Source organism: Afipia sp. GW822-FHT03D08 (assembly GCF_058801645.1).
In genome coordinates this window covers 312,077-329,352 of the sequence record NZ_JBXANK010000001.1, presented here as the reverse complement: position 1 = coordinate 329,352, position 17,276 = coordinate 312,077, and the positions used below count along the sequence as shown (strand labels likewise).

Here is a 17,276-nt window from a genome sequence, read left to right as displayed (position 1 = left end):
TAAACCGAAGGAGACTTGTCATGTTGCGCAAACTCGTTCTTGGACTGGCTGCTGTCGCTGCTCTGTCCACCACTGCCATGCTTCCCACCGCGGCTTCTGCCAAGGGCTGGAAAGGCGGCTGGCATCATCATCACCATCACGGCCACTGGGGCGGCGGCTACGGCCTCTACGTCGGCGGTTATGGCGCGGGTTACGGCGGCTGCTACGTGAAGCGCCTGGTCGATACGCCGTACGGTCTTCGCTATCGGATCGTGAACGTTTGCTTCTAAGCGGATCGCATCCGCTCCTTCCAGACACAGACCCCCGGCAGCGACCCTGTTCGGGGGTTTCTTCACAAGTTCCATGGTTCCCGCTGTTTAAATTTTTACCGAATCAAAACCATCCGAGCAAAACCCGTGAACGAACGGCGCAGCAACGCATTGGTCTCGTGATATTGTATAGAACTTGAAGCGAATTGGAGTTTGGCTATGCCGACCCGTTTGAACGCTCCTGATGTCCCTCTCGATCACATCCACAGCGAGGCCGTCTGGCAGGGCATTGGAGAAAGACTGCGCGATTCACTCAACCGCGAAAAAACCGACATACCGCAGCGTCTGGGCTCGCTGATTGCCCGGCTGCCGGAACTCGATGGCGAAACGGCTCCATCGCTGGTACCTGACATGGAAACGCACTAGGCGTTGTCCTTGCTAACGGGGATCGCGTACGCCGAAAGCGCCGCGGTCCATCACAAATTGCCCTGACAAAGCTGTTGCGTTCGGCGGCCTGTTCCGTAAAAGCCCGCCATGCTCTCCATTAATGACATTTCCGTCCGGATCGCCGGACGTTTGCTGATCGACCAGAGCACGGTGCAGATCGTACCCGGCGCGCGTGTCGGCTTTGTCGGCCGCAACGGCGTCGGCAAATCGACGCTGTTTCACGCCATTCGGGGTGAGTTACCTACGGAAACCGGCTCGATTTCGATTCCGCCGCGCTGGCGGGTCGGCAGCCTCGCGCAGGAAGCGCCCGACGGTCCTGAAAGCCTGATCGATGTGGTCCTGAAGGCCGATCTGGAGCGCGCGGCTTTGCTGCATGAAGCGGAAACCGCGCACGACCCGCATCGCATCGCCGATATCCAGACACGGCTTGTCGATATCGACGCTCATTCCGCGCCCGCCCGCGCGGCCGCCATTCTGTCGGGCCTCGGCTTCTCCACCGCCGATCAGGCCCGGTCCTGCTCGGAATTCTCTGGCGGCTGGCGCATGCGTGTGGCGCTGGCGGCCACGCTGTTCGCGGCGCCTGATCTGCTGCTGCTGGACGAGCCGACCAACTATCTCGACCTTGAAGGCACACTCTGGCTTGAGGATCATCTTGCGAACTATCCGCGCACAGTGATCGTCATCAGCCACGATCGCGATCTGCTCGATACGTCGGTGGATCAGATCCTTCATCTCGATCGCGGCAAGCTCACGCTCTACAAGGGCACCTACTCGTCATTCGAGGAACAGTGCGCCACCCGCGAGATGCTCGACGCCAAGCACGCCAAGAAGCAGATGGACGAGCGCAAGCGATTGCAGGCGTTTGTCGACCGCTTCAAGGCCAAGGCCTCGAAAGCCAAGCAGGCGCAATCGCGTGTGAAAATGCTGGAGCGGATGAAGCCAGTCACGGCTCTCGTGACGCAGGACGTTCGCGAGATCACGTTTCCGACGCCTGACAAGATTCTCTCGCCGCCGATTATTGCTGTGGACGGCGTTTCGGTGGGATACGATCCGGCGAAGCCTGTGCTCAACAACGTTACGCTGCGCATCGACAACGACGATCGCATCGCCCTGCTCGGCTCCAACGGCAACGGCAAATCGACGCTGGTGAAACTGCTCGCCGGCAAGCTGCCGCCGTTTTCCGGCAAGGTCGTGCGTGCCGACAAGCTCTCGGTCGGTTACTTCGCACAGCACCAGACCGACGAACTCGATCTCGAGGGCTCGGCTTACGATCATCTGCGGCGGCTGATGCCGAACGATACGGAAACGAAAGTGCGCGCGCGGACGGGCGCCATCGGGTTTTCCGGCAAGGCTGGCGACACCAAGGTGAGCTCGCTGTCCGGCGGCGAGAAAGCGCGGCTGCTGCTCGGGCTTGCGACATTCTACGGTCCGAACATGATCATCCTCGATGAGCCGACCAACCATCTGGATATCGACAGCCGCGCCGCGCTGGCCGAAGCGATCAATGATTTTCCCGGCGCGATCATCATGGTCTCGCACGACCGCTACCTGATCGAGGCGTGCGCCGATCAGCTATGGGTGGTGGCGGACCGCGCCGTCACGCCGTACGACGGCGATCTCGACGACTATCGCCGGTCGGTGCTGACATCGCGGGGCACGCGTGCGTCGAGCCGCGATCGCGCGGGCAATGAGCGCGGCAACGGCAAACCGGTGCGTGCAAAATCCGAGAAGCGCGTACCGCTCAAGCAGAAGATTTCAAACGCGGAAAGCGAGATTGCGCGGATCACCGGCATCATTGAGAAGATCGACGCCGCCCTCGCCCTGCCCGACCTGTTCAAGCGCGATCCGAAACAGGCCGCGCAACTCACCAAGGCCCGCGCAAGTGCAGCAGACGCGTTGCAGCGCGCCGAAGACGAATGGCTTGAGGCAAGTTCTTACGACGAAGCCGCGAACTGAAGGTTTAGGCGCGCTTCTTCTTTGCAGCGCGCGCGGGCTTTTCCGGCGGCGGCACGTCGACACGCTCGATCGACGTTAACCGGCCCGACGTGAAGGTATAGGCGCCGGGGCGCGGTCCGGTTTTCCAGGTAATGAGCGCAACGCGGTCGCCGCGCGCATTGTTCGACAGGTTGACGCTCTCTGGCGCGACAGGGATCGCGCGCGCGACGTCACATTCGGTATGACCCAGCGCGACCGGGGCCACGGAAACCTGGCCTTCGGTGGATGCATTGGCATCGGCGGGCGCACCCTGCGCCGGCATGCCGGGACACTGACCATCCGATGAAATCAGGTCGTTCGCGGACACTTCCTTTGTCGGGCTCAGGGGCGGCGTTTCAATCGCGCTGTTACCGGCTTTGAAGATCTTGCCTGGACGCGCGAACCATTCCTGGTCCTTGAGCGAAAAGTCCGATAGCCCGCCGAGCCCGCTGCAACCGGCAACCATCGGAGCCACAATCACGAGGGCCGCCATCTGCCGGACATGGATGTTTTTACGCAGGACGCTCAAATTCGATCTCACATCAACTTCAGCGCTTTGATACGCGTTCGGGAACCGGGATATGTCTAAAGCAAATGCCTAAACAATCATTTGCGCGTCTTTTGGCGGCAAGAATGGAACCCCTTGCCCATAACTGCGCTTACGTCGCCTTCCACCACCCCTTTGCGGCACCATGGTGGCTAAGCGCCCGTCAGGTCAACGAAAAAAGACTCTAACATTAACAGCGGTCCGGCGAGGCGAGCCGCCAGCGGATCGTCTTATCCATCTCTCGGGATCGCGCATTTACGCGCGTTTCTGCCATCTGCCGCGCTCGTCGGTCTGCCAGTATGTCAAATCGAGCCCGCGCGATTTACCGTCCGTCCAGGCCGCGCGGGCAACACCGAGCGCCTCCTCGTCGTCACCGTTGAAGACAAAAACGATGCGATCGTATGTTGCGCAATCCTTGGGCAGACCCGCGGTATCCACAATAAATCGGACATTGGCATTGTTGGGATTGCCGTCGTCCATGGTCAGAACAATCGGCTGGTTCATGGCATCGCTGTCGCGCCAGGTGCCATGCGGTAAAAACGAATCCTCGCGATATGTCCACAGATGGGCGTCGAGCGCTTCGGCGCGCTCTTCCGATCCGATCTGAACCGCGACACGCCATCCCCGCTCGACGGATTTCTCAAGCAACGGCGGCAACACTTTCTCAAGTGTCGTGTCTTGCAAATGATAGAACAGGACTTCCGTCATCGCGCGGCGTGCCGATTGTCAGTTGGGGCGATGCACAGTGCACCGCCCCTGTTGTTACGCGTTATCGCTTCGTCTCGTAGTTGTCCGCGACAAGCCGGTTTAGCAGGCGCACGCCATAGCCCGATCCCCAGCTGCGGTTCAGGTCGGACGCGGGAACACCCATCGCCGTACCGGCAATGTCGAGATGAGCCCACGGCGTGTCATCTACGAAGCGCTGGAGAAACTGCGCCGCGGTGATCGAACCGCCGTTGCGGCTGCCGGTATTTTTCATATCGGCGAACTGCGAATCGATCTGCTTGTCGTATTCGGGGCCGAGCGGCATGCGCCAGACCCGCTCGCCGGTCTCCTGTCCCGCCGCGGTCAGGCGTTCCGCGAGCTTGTCGTCGTTCGAGAACATGCCGGCGTATTCTACGCCGAGCGCGACCATGATCGCTCCGGTCAGAGTCGCCAGATCGATCATGAACTTCGGCTTGTGCTTTTGCGCGACGTACCAGAGCACGTCGGCCAGCACGAGGCGGCCCTCGGCATCCGTGTTGATGATCTCGATGGTCTGTCCCGACATCGATGTCACGATATCGCCGGGACGCTGCGCATTGCCGTCCGGCATGTTTTCCACAAGACCGATCGCGCCGACGACATTAACCTTCGCCTTGCGGGCAGCCAGCGCGTGCATCAGGCCAACGACGCAAGCCGCGCCGCCCATATCGCCCTTCATGTCTTCCATGCTGCCGGCCGGCTTGATGGAAATGCCGCCGGTATCGAAGCACACGCCCTTGCCGACAAAGGCGATCGGCTGCTCGCCGGGCTTGCCGCCGTTCCAGCGCATGATGACGGTGCGGCCGTCATGTTCGGAGCCCTGCGAAACGCCGAGCAGCGCGCCCATGCCCAGCTTCGTCATCGCCTTGACGTCGAGAACATCGACCTTGACGCCGAGCTTGCGCAACTGGGTTGCGCGCCGCGCGAATTCCGCCGGGAAAAGCACGTTCGGCGGCTCATTGACGAGTTCGCGCGCGATCAGCACGCCGTCCACGACATGATTTTCGGGCGTGAAGGCTTTGCGCGCAGCAGCCACGTCAGCGACCGCAATCGAGAACTGCGTCCGCAGCGGTGCGTTGTCGCCGTCCTTCTTCTTGGTCTTGTAACGGACGAATCGATAGGCACGCAGCCGGATGCCGGATGCGATCAGAGCCGCCTGCGATCCCTTCATCGCGCCCGACGGAAGCTCCGCGAGAACGGTCACAGCTTCGGTGCCGGCGCTGATCTTGGCGGCGACCTTGCCGCCAAGCTTGATGAAATCGCTGTCCTTGAGCGACGCCAGTTTACCCGCACCGACAACGATCAGACGCCCGACCTTGAGACCTTCCGGCGCCAGAATATCGAGCGTGGCCCCGCTCTTTCCCTTGAACTGATTCATTGTTGCTGCGCGCTTGACGGCATTCGCAGCAGTTCCCAGCGCCTTGATCGTGGCCGGGCCGAATTTCAATGTGTCGTCGCAAAACACCACCAGAACGCCGCGGGGGGCAGCGGAAAACGGTACGAAGCCGACCTTTACGGCGTCGGTCATAGGCAAATCCTCCAGATCATCGCGGCTTGCGCAGCTAGTGTCTCGTATCCAACGTTCGCTTCACACCTCAGCGCCTCCCGAGCGAACGTCGGATACGAAAGGACACTCGTAAGCTTATGATTCCAGTGATCCTTCGGTTCTGACATTCGTAAAAGCGCCTGCTAAAGCTACGATACGAATGTCAGACCGGATCACCAGGGACCAGAATCCCGCAGGATTCTCTGCGGCGCACTATGACGCGTTCCTGCGCGCGCTGCCAAGCGCGCCAAGCATGGCTGCCGCCTCGCCGCAAGAGTTACCCCAAAGCAACGATGAGGTTTTATTAACCGTACTTGAGGCGCGGCCTCAGGTCGGCCATTTTGTTGACCAATCAAAGGGATGCTATGAAATAAGAATGTGCCGGAAAACGCGATTCCGCCCTGGGGGAACCTTGCGAAAGGTTTGGGCGCATTTCGCGGAAACTGGCTGGAGTTGGGGATACTGCTGCCCGATGGGGTCAATCGACACCACTGTTTACCGGACGACCACATCGTCGTCCGCCTGGCTTTTCGCGACCGTCCGGCCTGCCCGGCGGCAGGCGTGGGCATAAGGCGGTTACGCGCATGGTGACGACAATCCTCGCACGCTATTTCGCCGGACGTTTCGTGATCGCATCGATCATGACCTTCGCCGCGATCTTCGTGCTGATCATTACAGTTGATTATATTGAGTTGATGCGCCGCGCCGGCGGCCTGCCACATGTGTCGGGTCTGTTCGTTGCGCAGACCGCTTTGTTTCGCGTGCCGTTGTCGCTCGAAAAACTGATGCCGTTCTGCATCCTGATCGGCGCGATGGTCTCTTTCCTCGCCTTGTCGCGCCGGCTCGAACTTGTGGTCGCGCGAGCCTCCGGCATTTCAGCCTGGCAGTTCACCACGCCTGCACTGCTCAGCGCGCTGATACTCGGGATGCTGGCGACCGTCGTCTACAATCCGTTGTCGGCCGAGATGCTCGAACGCGCCAAGGGTATGGAGCGGAAGATCTTCACCGACGGCGCGCCAACGGTTCAGGATGGCGCCGGCTTCTGGCTCAACCAGTCGACCAGCGAGGGACAGAGCGTCATCAACGCCGCCCGAAGTCAGGGGCAAGGTGCGGTCCTGACCGGCATCTCGGTGTTCCGCTACGACACGTCCGGCATTTTCAGGGAGAGACTTGAGGCGCAGGAAGCCATTCTTGAGCCTGGCCGCTGGGTGTTCAAGCAGGTGCGCCGCTACACCCTCGACAGCCCAGTGATCGAACAGGACACCTTCTCGATCGCGACCACCCTCACCCTGGCCCAGGTCCGGAACAGCTTCTCCACCCCCGAAACTGTGTCATTTTGGCAACTCCCGGACTACATCAAGTCATCCGAAAACTCCGGACAGGCCACAGCCGGTTACCGCCTGCAGTACCACAAGCTCATCGCGCGCCCGTTTTTATTGGCTGCAATGGTGATGCTCGCGGCCGCTGTAAGCCTGCGGTTCTTCCGCTTCGGCGGGGTGCAAAAGATGGTTTTAAGTGGCGTTGCAGCAGGGTTTCTGCTCTATGTCCTGTCGAAAGTAACTGAAGATTTAAGCAAGGCCGAGTTGATGCATCCGCTCGCTGCCGCGTGGTTGCCCGTTTGCGTGGGCGGCCTCTCGGGATTTTTGGCTTTGCTGTACCAGGAGGACGGGTAGTGGCCGTTGTCGCCGCCCTCCAAGGACGGACGCCTACGTTCAGGCGGCGCATTCGCTTGCGCCGTCAAAGCCTGCTCATGTCCGTGGTTCTGGGACTTGGCCTGACGGCCGGGCTCGCGGGCATGGTGGCAACACCGGCCGCCGCCCAGACGTACCGCTACAATCAGCTCCCCCCGAAACCGCCCAAGCAGGCGCGCCCGGCGAACAACGACGGGCAGATGCTGGTGCAGGCGACCGAGGTCAATTACGACTACAACAACTCGCGCGTCGCAGCGGTTGGAAGCGTTCAGATTTATTACAACGGGTCGACGCTTGAAGCCGACAAGGTCATCTACGACCAGAAGACCAAGCGCCTGCATGCCGAAGGCAACGTCAGGCTGACGGACGTCGACGGCAAGATCACCTACGCCAACATGCTCGATCTGTCGGACGACTATCGGGACGGCTTTGTCGATTCGCTGCGTCTTGAGACCGCCGATCAGACCCGGATGGCGGCGACGCGCGCCGACCGCACCGACGGCGACATCACGATTTTCCAGAATGGCGTCTACACCGCCTGCGCGGCCTGTAAGGACAATCCGAAGAAGCCGCCGCTTTGGCAGGTCAAGGGCGCGCGCATAATCCACAATCAGACCGAGAAGATGCTGTACTTCGAGGACGCGCGCCTCGAGTTTTTCGGTCAGCCGATCGCTTATCTGCCGTTCTTCTCGACGCCCGACCCGACGGTCAAGCGCAAGAGCGGCTTCCTGATTCCAAGCTATTCATCGAGCTCGCGTTACGGCGTGGGCATCGAGGTGCCGTACTATTTCGCGCTGGCGCCCGACTACGACCTGACCGTGTCGCCGCGTTACACCACCAAGCAGGGCCTGCTGATGCAGGGTGAATTCCGTCAGCGCCTGATCAATGGCGCCTACGAAATCCGCGCCTATGGCATCCGTCAGGACGACAAGGGTCAGTTCCTAACCGAGCCGGGTTACCGCGACTTCCGCGGCGGCATCGATACCAAGGGCCAGTTCGCGCTCAACGACAAATGGGTCTGGGGCTGGGACGCGGTCGCGGTCTCCGACAAGTCGTTCTTCTTCGACTACGGCCTCGGCCCGTACAAAAACGCGCTCAACGCATTCCTGCTGACCCCCGATACCGGTCTGTCCCAGATTTATCTCACCGGCGTCGGCAACCGCAGCTATTTCGACGCGCGTATCATGCACTTCCTCGGCTATTCCGCAGCCGACAATCAGAGCCAGATTCCGATCGTTCACCCGGTGATCGATTATTCGAACGTGCTCAACCGCAACATTCTGGGCGGCGAGTTCAGCTACAAGGCCAACTTCACCAGCCTGAGCCGCCAGACCGCGGCGTTCGATCCAATCAACCCGACCGCACTCCTCAGTGGCTGGTGCCTGCCCACATCGGCAGACCCGACGAGGAAGATACCTTCGAACTGCTTGCTGCGCGGCATCCCCGGTGACTACACCCGGCTGACGGCCGAAGTGGAATGGCGCCGCTCGTTCACCGACTCCATCGGCCAGATCTTCACGCCTTTCGCGTCGCTGCGCGGTGACGTGATCAGCGCCAACATCGACAACCAGCCCGGCGTCTCCAACTACCTGCCGGTCGGCTCGACGCAGACCGCGCGCCTGATGCCGACGGTCGGACTCGAGTATCGCTACCCGTTCATCAATGTGCAGCCGTGGGGCACCACGACGATCGAACCGATCGGCCAGTTGATCATCCGCCCGAATGAGCCGAGCGCCGGCCGTCTTCCGAACGAAGACGCACAGAGCTTTACATTCGACGACAGCAACCTGTTCCGTGTCGACAAGTTCTCGGGCTATGACCGCGTCGAAGGCGGCGGCCGTGCGAATGTCGGCGTTCAGGCGACCACGCAGTTCGACCGCGGCGGCTCCATCAATGTCCTGTTCGGACAATCGTACCAGCTGTTCGGGCTGAACTCGTTCGCCGTGCAGGATCTGACCAACACCGGCATCGGTAGCGGTCTGGAAACCGCCCGGTCCGACTATGTCGGCCGCATCGCGTACCAGCCGAACAAGATCTACAGCCTGATCGCCCGCACCCGGCTCGACGAGGCGACGGGGGCCGTGCGGCGTTTCGAACTTGAAGGCCGCGCAAATTTCGACCGCTTCCAGGTGAGCCTGCTCTACGGCAACTACGACAAGCAGCCTGAACTCGGATTCCTCAACCGCCGCGAAGGCATCGTGGGCACTGGCTCGATCAAGATAGCGAACAACTGGATGCTGTCTGGCGGGTTGCGTTACGACATCGCGAACCAGACGGTAAATCAGTACATCGTGGGCGCAGGCTACGTGGACGACTGCTTCATCATCGCAGCCAACTACATCACCGATTACGCCTACACGTCGACGAGCTATACAACTCCCGTCACCGACCACCGCATCATGCTTCAGATCGGCCTGCGCACCATCGGCACGAGTTCGTTCAACGCTTCGCAGTAGTATTCCGGTAGCGGAATTTTGAAACCCGCGCGATTGCAGATTCAAGGCGCGTCCGGCAAGGCTACAGGAACCGCCGAAAATTCATCAAGCGCGTGCATTGACGCCGCAAACGCGAGGTAGGTTTTGCTACGCTGGAACCTCCAGCCTTCGCCAGAAATAGGTTTGAAGACGGGTTTGAATATGATCGCGACTTTTATTCTTCGCACAGCAAGGGCTGTTTCGCTCGCAGCCGCCGTTCTCCTCACGTCGGGCTTCGGCTCCGCCGTCATGGCGCAATCCGTCGCAGCGATGGTGAATGGCGAGGCCATTACCAATTTCGACATCGATCAGCGCATCAAGCTCACGCAGTTGACGACGCGCAAGACAATCTCCCGGCAGGAAGCCCTCGACGAGCTGATCAACGACAAGCTCAAGATCAAGGAAGGCAAGCGGTACGGCCTCGACATGTCATCGTCGGATATCGACGGTGCCTACGGCAACATGGCTTCGCGCATGCGCCTGAATCCCGAGCAGCTTAACAAGACGCTCGAAGGTCACGGCATCCGCCCCGAGACTCTCAAGAGCCGCATCAAGGCGGACATGACCTGGGGCAATCTGGTGCGCGGCCGGTTCCAGTCGAATCTGCTTGTCCCCGAAAAAGATCTCGCCGGGTTCGATAGCGGCAAATCGGATGGTGAAAGCTTCGAGTATCTCGTTCGCCCGATCGTCCTGATCGTGCCGCGAGGCTCGCCGTCGAGCACCATCGAAGCGCGACGCAAGGAAGCGGAACTGCTTCGCAACAGAATTTCCTCCTGCGATGAAGCGCAGGAACTGTTCCGCTCGATGCGAGACGCGGCGATCCGCGATCAGCTTACCAAGACCTCAGCGGACCTGCCGCCGAACCTGCGAGAGCTGCTCGACAAGATGCCTGTCGGCAAACTGACGCCTCCGGAGGTGACCAAGCAGGGCATTGAAATGGTGGCGCTGTGCAGCCGCAAGCCGACCAAGGCCGACACACCCGCCAAGCGCGAAGCGCGCGAGAAAATCTACAACCAGAAATACGAAGCCAAGTCCAAGTCGTATCTCCAGGAGATCCGCAAGGGCGCCATGATCGAAATGCGCAACTGATGAGCGCGACGCCTCGGCCATGACCAAAGCACTCGCGCTGACGATCGGCGAACCCGCAGGCATCGGTCCTGACATCGCGATCGCTGCATGGCTGAAGCGGCGTGAACTCGATCTTCCCGCGTTCTATTTGATCGGCGACAGCGCATTCATCGCGGCCCGCGCCGGAATATTGGGCGTCGATATCTCCACCGCCGACACGAGCGCCGAAGACGCCGCAGGCGTTTTCGCAGACGCGCTTCCCGTGGTGACAACCCGCGTAGCGGCGACGGCAAAGCCCGGACAGCCCGACGGCAGCAGCGCACCGGCGGCCATTGCGTCGATCCGGCACGCCGTCGCCGACGTCATTGCCGGACGCGCCAGTGCGGTCGTCACCAATCCGATCGCCAAGAGCGTGCTGTATCGTGCGGGCTTTTCACATCCCGGCCACACCGAATTCCTGGCGCAGCTCTCCGCCGCGGTGAGCGGTTCGGTGCCCCATCCGGTGATGATGTTGTGGTCGCCTGAGCTTGCTGTCGTTCCGGTGACGATCCATCTGCCGCTGCGCGACGCCATCACGCAGCTGACCAGCGATCTCATCGTCAGAACCGCACGAATCGTCGCGGCGGATTTGCAGACACGGCTTGGCATTGCCCGGCCCCGCCTCGCGATCTCGGGCCTTAATCCCCACGCCGGCGAAGATGGCTCGCTCGGTCACGAGGACCAGTCGATCATCGCGCCTGCGATTGAGACGCTGCGGCGGGACGGCATCGACGTACGCGGCCCGCTGCCAGCCGACACCATGTTTCATGCCGCTGCACGGAAAACCTACGACTGCGCGATCTGCATGTATCACGACCAGGCACTGATCCCGATCAAGACCATTGCCTTCGATGACGGCGTGAATGTCACGCTGGGACTGCCGTTCATCCGCACCTCGCCGGATCACGGCACGGCGTTCGACATCGCGGGCACCGGGCGCGCGAATCCCTCGAGCCTGATTGCGGCGCTGCGCCTCGCGGCGCGCATGGCCTCGGCATCGAAGGCATGAGCGCCATCGACGATCTACCTCCGCTCAGCGACGTCATCCGCCGCTTCGAGCTATCCGCACGCAAGTCGCTCGGCCAGAATTTCCTGCTCGATCTCAATCTGACATCGCGGATTGCGCGCGCGGCCGCGCCGCTGGAGGACGCGACCATTGTCGAAATCGGTCCAGGCCCCGGCGGCCTGACGCGCGCCCTGCTCGCGCAGAATGTCAAACGCGTCATCGCCGTGGAACGCGACGAGCGCGCCATTCCTGCACTGGAAGAGATTGCGCAGCGCTATCCCGGCCGCCTGACCATCGTAAATGCGGATGCGACGACATTCGATCCGCGGCCGCATCTCAATGGCGAGCGCGCAAAGATCGTCGCCAATCTGCCTTACAATATCGCGACCGCGTTGCTGGTCGACTGGCTCAGCGCCGAGCCATGGCCGCCGTGGTACGACATGATGGTGCTGATGTTTCAGCGCGAGGTCGCCGAGCGCATTGTCGCCTGTGAAAATGACGAGGCCTATGGCCGCCTCGGCGTGCTCGCCAACTGGCGGGCGGAAACCAAGATCCTGTTCGATATCTCGCCCAGCGCCTTCGTGCCGCCGCCTAAGGTGACGTCATCCGTGGTGCGGCTGATTCCGCGCGCCGCACCTCTGCCCTGCGATCGCCGCATGCTGGAGCGCGTAGCCGCGGCCGCCTTCGGCCAGCGCCGGAAAATGCTGCGGCAGAGCCTCAAATCGCTGAATGCCGATCCTGCACTGCTGGCGGCCGCCGCAGGCGTCGATCCAACGCGGCGCGCCGAGACCATCCCGGTGTCCGGCTTTGTTGCCATGGCACGCGAATTGGCGGATATAACAGCCGCAAAATCAAAAACAGTGTAACGGAGAAAGCCCAATGGCTCAGATGCGCCGCCAGTCTCTCGTGAAGTTCGATGCTCCGCTCTGCGAAACCATCGTGGAGACCCCGAAGCCGCAGGGCCGGGAAGTTCTGGTGCGGATCGAGCGCTGCGGCCTGTGCCATTCGGACCTGCACATTCAGGACGGCTATGCTGATCTTGGCAATGGCAAGAAGCTCGACACCACCCGCGGCATGACCCTGCCCTTCACGCTCGGCCACGAGATCGCGGGCGTCGTCGATGAAGTCGGCCCTGATGGAGACAAGTCGCTCATCGGTAAAAAGATGGCCGTGTTCCCGTGGATCGGCTGCGGCCAGTGCCGCGACTGCCTCAACGGCGACGAGAACCTTTGCGCGCGTAACCGCTTTCTTGGCGTGTCGATCGACGGTGGCTTTGCCAGCCACGTTCTCGTGCCCGACCAGAAGTATCTCATCGACTACGGCCAGGTGCCGGTCGATACGGCGGCGACATTGATGTGCTCGGGCATCACCGCTTACGGCGCACTGAAGCGTCTGGTCGATCGGCCTCGCCAGCGCAATCTGCTGCTGATCGGTCTTGGCGGCGTCGGCATGATGGGCGTCTCGCTCGCGCAGGCGATGTTCAAGCAGCCCATCACAGTCGCCGATCTCAGCGCATCGGCCCGCGACGCGGCGGTCAAGAACGGCGCCTCCACCGCTTACGATCCGACAGAAGCCGATATCGCAAAGCGCATCATCAAGGAAACCGACGGCGGCTTCGACGGGATCGTCGATTTCGCCGGTAATGAGAAGTCGATGGCGTTTGCGACCTCCGTCGTGGCGCGTGGCGGCAAGATCGTGGTGTCGGGCCTGATGGGCGGCAACTTCAATCTTCCGATGGTGCAATGGATCTACAAGCGCATGACCGTCGAAGGCTTCATGACCGGCACGCTTGCCGAGGCCGAGGAACTGATGGCGCTGGCACGCGCCGGCAAGGTCAAGCCGACACCGATGAAGGAAGAGCCGATGGGCGACGTGCAGAAGTGGATCGATCAGTTGCGCGCCGGCAAAGTCGTCGGCCGCATTATGCTGACGAACTGAACTCTTCTTTAGCGGCCCAGCCGGGTCGCGAGCCAGATCACATGACGCGCGCCACCACGCTTGCCGTTGGCGCGCGTTTTGATTTCATCCACATCGAAGCCCGCTTTCGCCAGCCGCTGCGTGAAACGCGGATCTGGGCCGGACGACCACACAGCAAACACGCCGCCGGGCCGCAGCGCCGCATGTGCAGCCGCAAGACCGCTCTTGTTATAGAGCGCGTCGTTAGCTTCGCGGCTCAACCCCTCGGGACCATTGTCGACGTCGAGCAGAATGGCGTCGAACGCCGATCGCTCGGCGCGGATCAGCGCTCCGACGTCCTTCTCGCGAATGGACACACGCGGATCGGTCAGGCTGTCGCCGAAAACCTCCGCCATCGGTCCGCGCGCCCAGGTCACCACCTCCGGCACCAGTTCGGCGACGACAATGCGCGCATCCGTATCGAGGGCGGACAATGCCGCGCGCAATGTGAAGCCCATGCCGAGGCCGCCGATCAGCAGCCGCGGCGTCCTGCATCCCTGCAATCTCTCGCAGGTCAGCGTGGCGAGCGCCTGTTCGGACCCGCTGAGACGGCTGTTCATCAACTCGTTCTGGCCGAGCTTGATGGAAAATTCATTGCCACGCCGCATCAGGCGGAGCTCGCCGCCGCCGGGGATTTGCGCGGTATCCAGCAAGGTCCAGGGGATCAACGATTATGTCCTCGACTGTTCGGCGCGACGGCGCGCGGCACGCTCTCGTTAGCCATGCAGGTTCCCAAATGCCAGCCAGAATTGAGCAAATGGCCCTCTGCGCGTGCGCCCGAATGTTGCCCCAGCCTGTCCGGATTTGCGGCCTATTCCGACCCAACTTGTCGCAGAAAACCCAATGCGAGAATGGGTTCGTGTTGCGTAAGGGGGACAGAATGTCAAACCGCACCGCTGCAATTGCTTGTGCCGTCATCACCGGCTGCGTTTCAATCCTTGGCACATCGGTGTCAGCAACCGCGGCGCCCGCTGCAGAGACCGCCGCCGAAAACGAATGTCTCTCCGCGCCGAAGGGCGCGACACCAGCAGGCGCGCACTGGTATTACCGGATCGAGAAAGGCACCAAGCGCAAGTGCTGGTACCTCGCCGATGAAGTTGGGAAAACGAAGAAGGCGGCAACACCGGCACCAGCATCGTCAGACACCGCCGAAGAGGACACGCCGCCTCCGAAACGGATCACACCTGCTCCGAAACAGGAAACTGCGAAGAAGCCGATTCAGAAATCAGTCGCGAACGCGCGCGCCGAGTTGACCGCCGAGGATCCGTCACTTGCGGAAACGACGTGGCCGCAGATGCCTTCGCCTGCCTCCGCTGATGTCCGCGCCGATAATCAGGTGTCTGCAATCCAGCCGGCTCCTGAAGCCGCGGCCAAACAAAGCTGGAATGTCGCGACGCGCTGGCCAGAACCGAACGCCTCTGCCTCCGCAAGCGATCAGTCCGGGGCTATAACACCGGCGCCCGCGCAGCCTGCTCCAGTTCTGACTGCCGAACGTCTCGTCACGGCGGCTGCGCCGACACCGGCCGCGCGCCCGGCAGCGGTGGCGACCGCGACACCAGTGCAGCCGCAACAGGTTACGCCGCCCGCAGACACCGAAGGCCTCTCGCTCAGGGTCTTGCTGAGCATCCTCGTCTGCGTGCTGGCGCTCGCCGCCATCGTCGGCCCATTGCTGTTCAAGTACTTCCGGCCAAGGCCGCACGTCGATGAGCGCACCCATGGTCAGCGCCGTCAGATCTGGGATCTGAACGAATCCGATCGCACCCTTCTGCAAGACAACCCGGCGCCGACACTGGCGCCGCACTACGCGCACACCCTGCCCGAGCCGCGCATGCTGGACGTTACCACCGATGAAATCGAGGAGTTGCTCGCGCGGGTCTCAAGGCGCTCGGCGGCATAGGATCAATGCTTAAAGCGGCGGGCGAAGCCCGCCGCTTACTTTTCGAGCTGCTTCTGGAGGTCGCGCACGAAAGCTGACAGTCCGGTCTGGCGCTCGCGCTTCAGCCGTTCGGCCTTCAGGATGGTCAGGACCTGGGAATACGCCTCGTCCAGTTCGGAGTTGGTGACCACATAGTCGTATTCCGCCCAGTGGCTCAGTTCGTGACTGGCGCGGCTCATGCGCCCCGCAATCACCTCATCGGAATCCTGAGCGCGGGTATGCAGCCGCTTTTCCAGATCGGCGGCGGACGGCGGCAGGATAAACACGCTCACCACGTCAGCGCGGGCTTTCTCACGCAGTTGCTGCGTACCCTGCCAGTCGATATCGAACAGCACATCCTGCCCTGAAGACAGCGCGTCCTCGACCGCCTTGCGCGGTGTGCCGTAGGAATTGTCGAACACCGTTGCGTGCTCGAGGAGTTCGCTCGCTGTCACCATGGCGTCGAACTTCGGCTTGTCGATAAAATAGTAATGCTCGCCATCGACCTCGCCGGGACGCCTGGCGCGCGTGGTCACCGACACCGACATGCGCAGATCCGGCATCTTGTCGATCAGCATGCGCGCCAGCGTGGATTTCCCCGCGCCCGACGGCGACGACAGCACGAACATCAGTCCGCGCCGCTCAACGCCCCTCAAGGTCCCCCCCGCCGCCATGGCCGCTACTCCAGATTCTGAACCTGCTCGCGAAACTGCTCGACCACACCCTTCATCTCAAGGCCCGTGTTGGTCAGTTCGATGTCGTTCGACTTCGAGCAGGTGGTGTTGACCTCGCGGTTGAACTCCTGCGCCAGGAAATCGAGCCGGCGTCCCACCGCGCCGCCCTTGCCCAGCAGTTCGCGGGTCTGCGCGATGTGCGAGACGATGCGGTCGAGTTCTTCGCGGATGTCCGCCTTCGCCGCGATCAGGATCGCTTCCTGATTGAGCCTGTCGGCATCGAAACGATCGGACGTCTCAAGCAAGGCCGCGACCTGTTCGGCAAGCCGTGCCCGGATCGCTTCCGGCTTGCGTCCGGGTGCAGCTTCCGCACGTTTCGTGAGGCTTTCCATCTCGTCCATGCGTTGCGCAAGGATCTGGCCAAGCGCAACCCCTTCGCGCTTGCGCATGTCGATCAGGCTTTGCAGCGCCTGCTCGAACGACGCGGAGACGGCAGCACGCGCGGCCTGCATTTCGGCCTCATCGCTCTCAGGCTCGGCAACCTCGATGACGCCCTTGATCCCGAGCAGTCCATCGACGCTCGGCGCCACCGCATCGGTGCGTGCGGAAATCTCGCTCGCGACTTTCAGGATCGACGCAAGAACGTCCTCGTTGATACGCACGATGGATGCCGCACCGGTGCGCTTGACCGTAAGGTTCGCATAAACAGTCCCGCGCGAGAGAAGCTCGGTGGCGCGCTTGCGGGCCGCGGCCTCGATGTCGTCCCACCCGGCCGGCAACCGCAGCCGGAAGTCAAAGCCCTTGGCGTTGACCGATTTCAATTCCCATTCGAACGCATAGGGTCCGCTGGTGCCGTGGCTTCGCGCAAAGCCGGTCATGCTCGACAGCGCCATCGCGAAAGTGTCTCCGTTACTGGTGATCCAACGAGTCAACTGGCGAACCGCCAG

At 61.8% G+C, this 17,276-nt stretch carries 16 protein-coding genes; 10 read left to right on the top strand and 6 right to left on the bottom strand.

The genetic code is table 11. The features are described 5' to 3' along the window. Positions 1-20 precede the first annotated feature (20 nt). The 3 genes from AC1RM7_RS01550 (at position 21) to AC1RM7_RS01540 (ending at position 2,651) form a co-directional block, all read left to right on the top strand. The gene (locus AC1RM7_RS01550; RefSeq protein ID WP_024922064.1) at positions 21-269 is read left to right on the top strand and encodes a hypothetical protein; all 249 of its coding nucleotides are present in this window, start codon (positions 21-23) and stop codon (positions 267-269) included. A gap of 198 nt (positions 270-467) precedes the next feature. Then, positions 468-674, top strand: a complete 207-nt coding sequence (locus AC1RM7_RS01545; RefSeq protein ID WP_006020294.1) for a hypothetical protein — start codon at positions 468-470, stop codon at positions 672-674. 108 nt (positions 675-782) lie between these two features. Next, positions 783-2,651 (top strand): ABC-F family ATP-binding cassette domain-containing protein, encoded by a 1,869-nt coding sequence (locus tag AC1RM7_RS01540; RefSeq protein WP_492838361.1) that lies wholly within the window; start codon positions 783-785, stop codon positions 2,649-2,651. A 4-nt stretch (positions 2,652-2,655) separates the two neighbouring features. Here AC1RM7_RS01540 and AC1RM7_RS01535 read toward each other — a convergent pair whose 3' ends face one another. The 3 genes from AC1RM7_RS01535 to AC1RM7_RS01525 all read right to left on the bottom strand — a co-directional run bounded on the left by AC1RM7_RS01535 (position 2,656) and on the right by AC1RM7_RS01525 (position 5,488). Further along, positions 2,656-3,162: a hypothetical protein gene (locus tag AC1RM7_RS01535; protein ID WP_492838775.1), complete on the bottom strand. Its 507-nt coding sequence runs from the start codon at positions 3,160-3,162 to the stop codon at positions 2,656-2,658. A 309-nt stretch (positions 3,163-3,471) separates the two neighbouring features. After that, positions 3,472-3,924, bottom strand: a complete 453-nt coding sequence (locus AC1RM7_RS01530; protein ID WP_492838359.1) for a DNA polymerase III subunit chi — start codon at positions 3,922-3,924, stop codon at positions 3,472-3,474. A 61-nt stretch (positions 3,925-3,985) separates the two neighbouring features. Next, positions 3,986-5,488: a leucyl aminopeptidase gene (locus tag AC1RM7_RS01525; protein ID WP_024920018.1), complete on the bottom strand. Its 1,503-nt coding sequence runs from the start codon at positions 5,486-5,488 to the stop codon at positions 3,986-3,988. Between the two features lie 602 nt (positions 5,489-6,090). On the opposite strand from AC1RM7_RS01525, the gene lptG reads away from it, so the two are divergent. The 6 genes from lptG to AC1RM7_RS01495 all read left to right on the top strand — a co-directional run bounded on the left by lptG (position 6,091) and on the right by AC1RM7_RS01495 (position 13,722). Beyond that, positions 6,091-7,179 (top strand): LPS export ABC transporter permease LptG, encoded by a 1,089-nt coding sequence (lptG, locus tag AC1RM7_RS01520; RefSeq protein ID WP_492838357.1) that lies wholly within the window; start codon positions 6,091-6,093, stop codon positions 7,177-7,179. Then, positions 7,179-9,653 (top strand): LPS-assembly protein LptD, encoded by a 2,475-nt coding sequence (locus AC1RM7_RS01515; protein WP_006020288.1) that lies wholly within the window; start codon positions 7,179-7,181, stop codon positions 9,651-9,653. Before lptG ends, AC1RM7_RS01515 begins: the two co-directional genes overlap by 1 nt. Positions 9,654-9,833: 180 nt before the next feature. After that, positions 9,834-10,760: a peptidylprolyl isomerase gene (locus AC1RM7_RS01510; RefSeq protein WP_024920020.1), complete on the top strand. Its 927-nt coding sequence runs from the start codon at positions 9,834-9,836 to the stop codon at positions 10,758-10,760. A 19-nt stretch (positions 10,761-10,779) separates the two neighbouring features. After that, entirely contained in the window at positions 10,780-11,787 is a 1,008-nt protein-coding gene (pdxA, locus tag AC1RM7_RS01505; protein WP_006020286.1) for a 4-hydroxythreonine-4-phosphate dehydrogenase PdxA, read from the top strand. Continuing rightward, on the top strand, positions 11,784-12,650 hold the full coding sequence (rsmA, locus tag AC1RM7_RS01500; RefSeq protein WP_006020285.1) for a 16S rRNA (adenine(1518)-N(6)/adenine(1519)-N(6))-dimethyltransferase RsmA: 867 nt from the start codon (positions 11,784-11,786) through the stop codon (positions 12,648-12,650). Before pdxA ends, rsmA begins: the two co-directional genes overlap by 4 nt. A gap of 13 nt (positions 12,651-12,663) precedes the next feature. Continuing rightward, positions 12,664-13,722 carry an alcohol dehydrogenase gene (locus AC1RM7_RS01495; RefSeq protein ID WP_006020284.1) on the top strand — a complete coding sequence of 353 codons (1,059 nt, stop codon included), beginning with the start codon at positions 12,664-12,666 and terminating at the stop codon, positions 13,720-13,722. A gap of 8 nt (positions 13,723-13,730) precedes the next feature. On the opposite strand, the gene AC1RM7_RS01490 is transcribed toward AC1RM7_RS01495, so the two are convergent. Next, positions 13,731-14,408 (bottom strand): spermidine synthase, encoded by a 678-nt coding sequence (locus AC1RM7_RS01490; protein WP_024920024.1) that lies wholly within the window; start codon positions 14,406-14,408, stop codon positions 13,731-13,733. 212 nt (positions 14,409-14,620) lie between these two features. Here AC1RM7_RS01490 and AC1RM7_RS01485 point away from each other — a divergent pair, with 212 nt between their 5' ends. Continuing rightward, a complete protein-coding gene (locus AC1RM7_RS01485) occupies positions 14,621-15,637 on the top strand; it encodes a hypothetical protein (protein WP_024920025.1) in 1,017 nt (338 codons plus the stop codon). Positions 15,638-15,672: 35 nt separating this feature from the next. Here the strand turns inward: AC1RM7_RS01485 and gmk are convergent, their stop codons facing one another. Beyond that, positions 15,673-16,329: a guanylate kinase gene (gene gmk / locus AC1RM7_RS01480; RefSeq protein WP_024920026.1), complete on the bottom strand. Its 657-nt coding sequence runs from the start codon at positions 16,327-16,329 to the stop codon at positions 15,673-15,675. 5 nt (positions 16,330-16,334) lie between these two features. Then, positions 16,335-17,222: a YicC/YloC family endoribonuclease gene (locus AC1RM7_RS01475; RefSeq protein WP_006020280.1), complete on the bottom strand. Its 888-nt coding sequence runs from the start codon at positions 17,220-17,222 to the stop codon at positions 16,335-16,337. Positions 17,223-17,276: the final 54 nt, after the last annotated feature.

Bases quoted from the DNA above. Each gene is read 5' to 3' on its own strand.
- AC1RM7_RS01550 (WP_024922064.1), top strand. From the start codon at position 21: ATGTTGCGCAAACTCGTTCTTGGACTGGCTGCTGTCGCTGCTCTGTCC.
- AC1RM7_RS01545 (WP_006020294.1), top strand. From the start codon at position 468: ATGCCGACCCGTTTGAACGCTCCTGATGTCCCTCTCGATCACATCCAC.
- AC1RM7_RS01540 (WP_492838361.1), top strand. From the start codon at position 783: ATGCTCTCCATTAATGACATTTCCGTCCGGATCGCCGGACGTTTGCTG.
- AC1RM7_RS01535 (WP_492838775.1), bottom strand. From the start codon at position 3,162: ATGGCGGCCCTCGTGATTGTGGCTCCGATGGTTGCCGGTTGCAGCGGG.
- AC1RM7_RS01530 (WP_492838359.1), bottom strand. From the start codon at position 3,924: ATGACGGAAGTCCTGTTCTATCATTTGCAAGACACGACACTTGAGAAA.
- AC1RM7_RS01525 (WP_024920018.1), bottom strand. From the start codon at position 5,488: ATGACCGACGCCGTAAAGGTCGGCTTCGTACCGTTTTCCGCTGCCCCC.
- lptG (WP_492838357.1), top strand. From the start codon at position 6,091: ATGGTGACGACAATCCTCGCACGCTATTTCGCCGGACGTTTCGTGATC.
- AC1RM7_RS01510 (WP_024920020.1), top strand. From the start codon at position 9,834: ATGATCGCGACTTTTATTCTTCGCACAGCAAGGGCTGTTTCGCTCGCA.
- pdxA (WP_006020286.1), top strand. From the start codon at position 10,780: ATGACCAAAGCACTCGCGCTGACGATCGGCGAACCCGCAGGCATCGGT.
- rsmA (WP_006020285.1), top strand. From the start codon at position 11,784: ATGAGCGCCATCGACGATCTACCTCCGCTCAGCGACGTCATCCGCCGC.
- AC1RM7_RS01495 (WP_006020284.1), top strand. From the start codon at position 12,664: ATGGCTCAGATGCGCCGCCAGTCTCTCGTGAAGTTCGATGCTCCGCTC.
- AC1RM7_RS01485 (WP_024920025.1), top strand. From the start codon at position 14,621: ATGTCAAACCGCACCGCTGCAATTGCTTGTGCCGTCATCACCGGCTGC.
- gmk (WP_024920026.1), bottom strand. From the start codon at position 16,329: ATGGCGGCGGGGGGGACCTTGAGGGGCGTTGAGCGGCGCGGACTGATG.
- AC1RM7_RS01475 (WP_006020280.1), bottom strand. From the start codon at position 17,222: ATGGCGCTGTCGAGCATGACCGGCTTTGCGCGAAGCCACGGCACCAGC.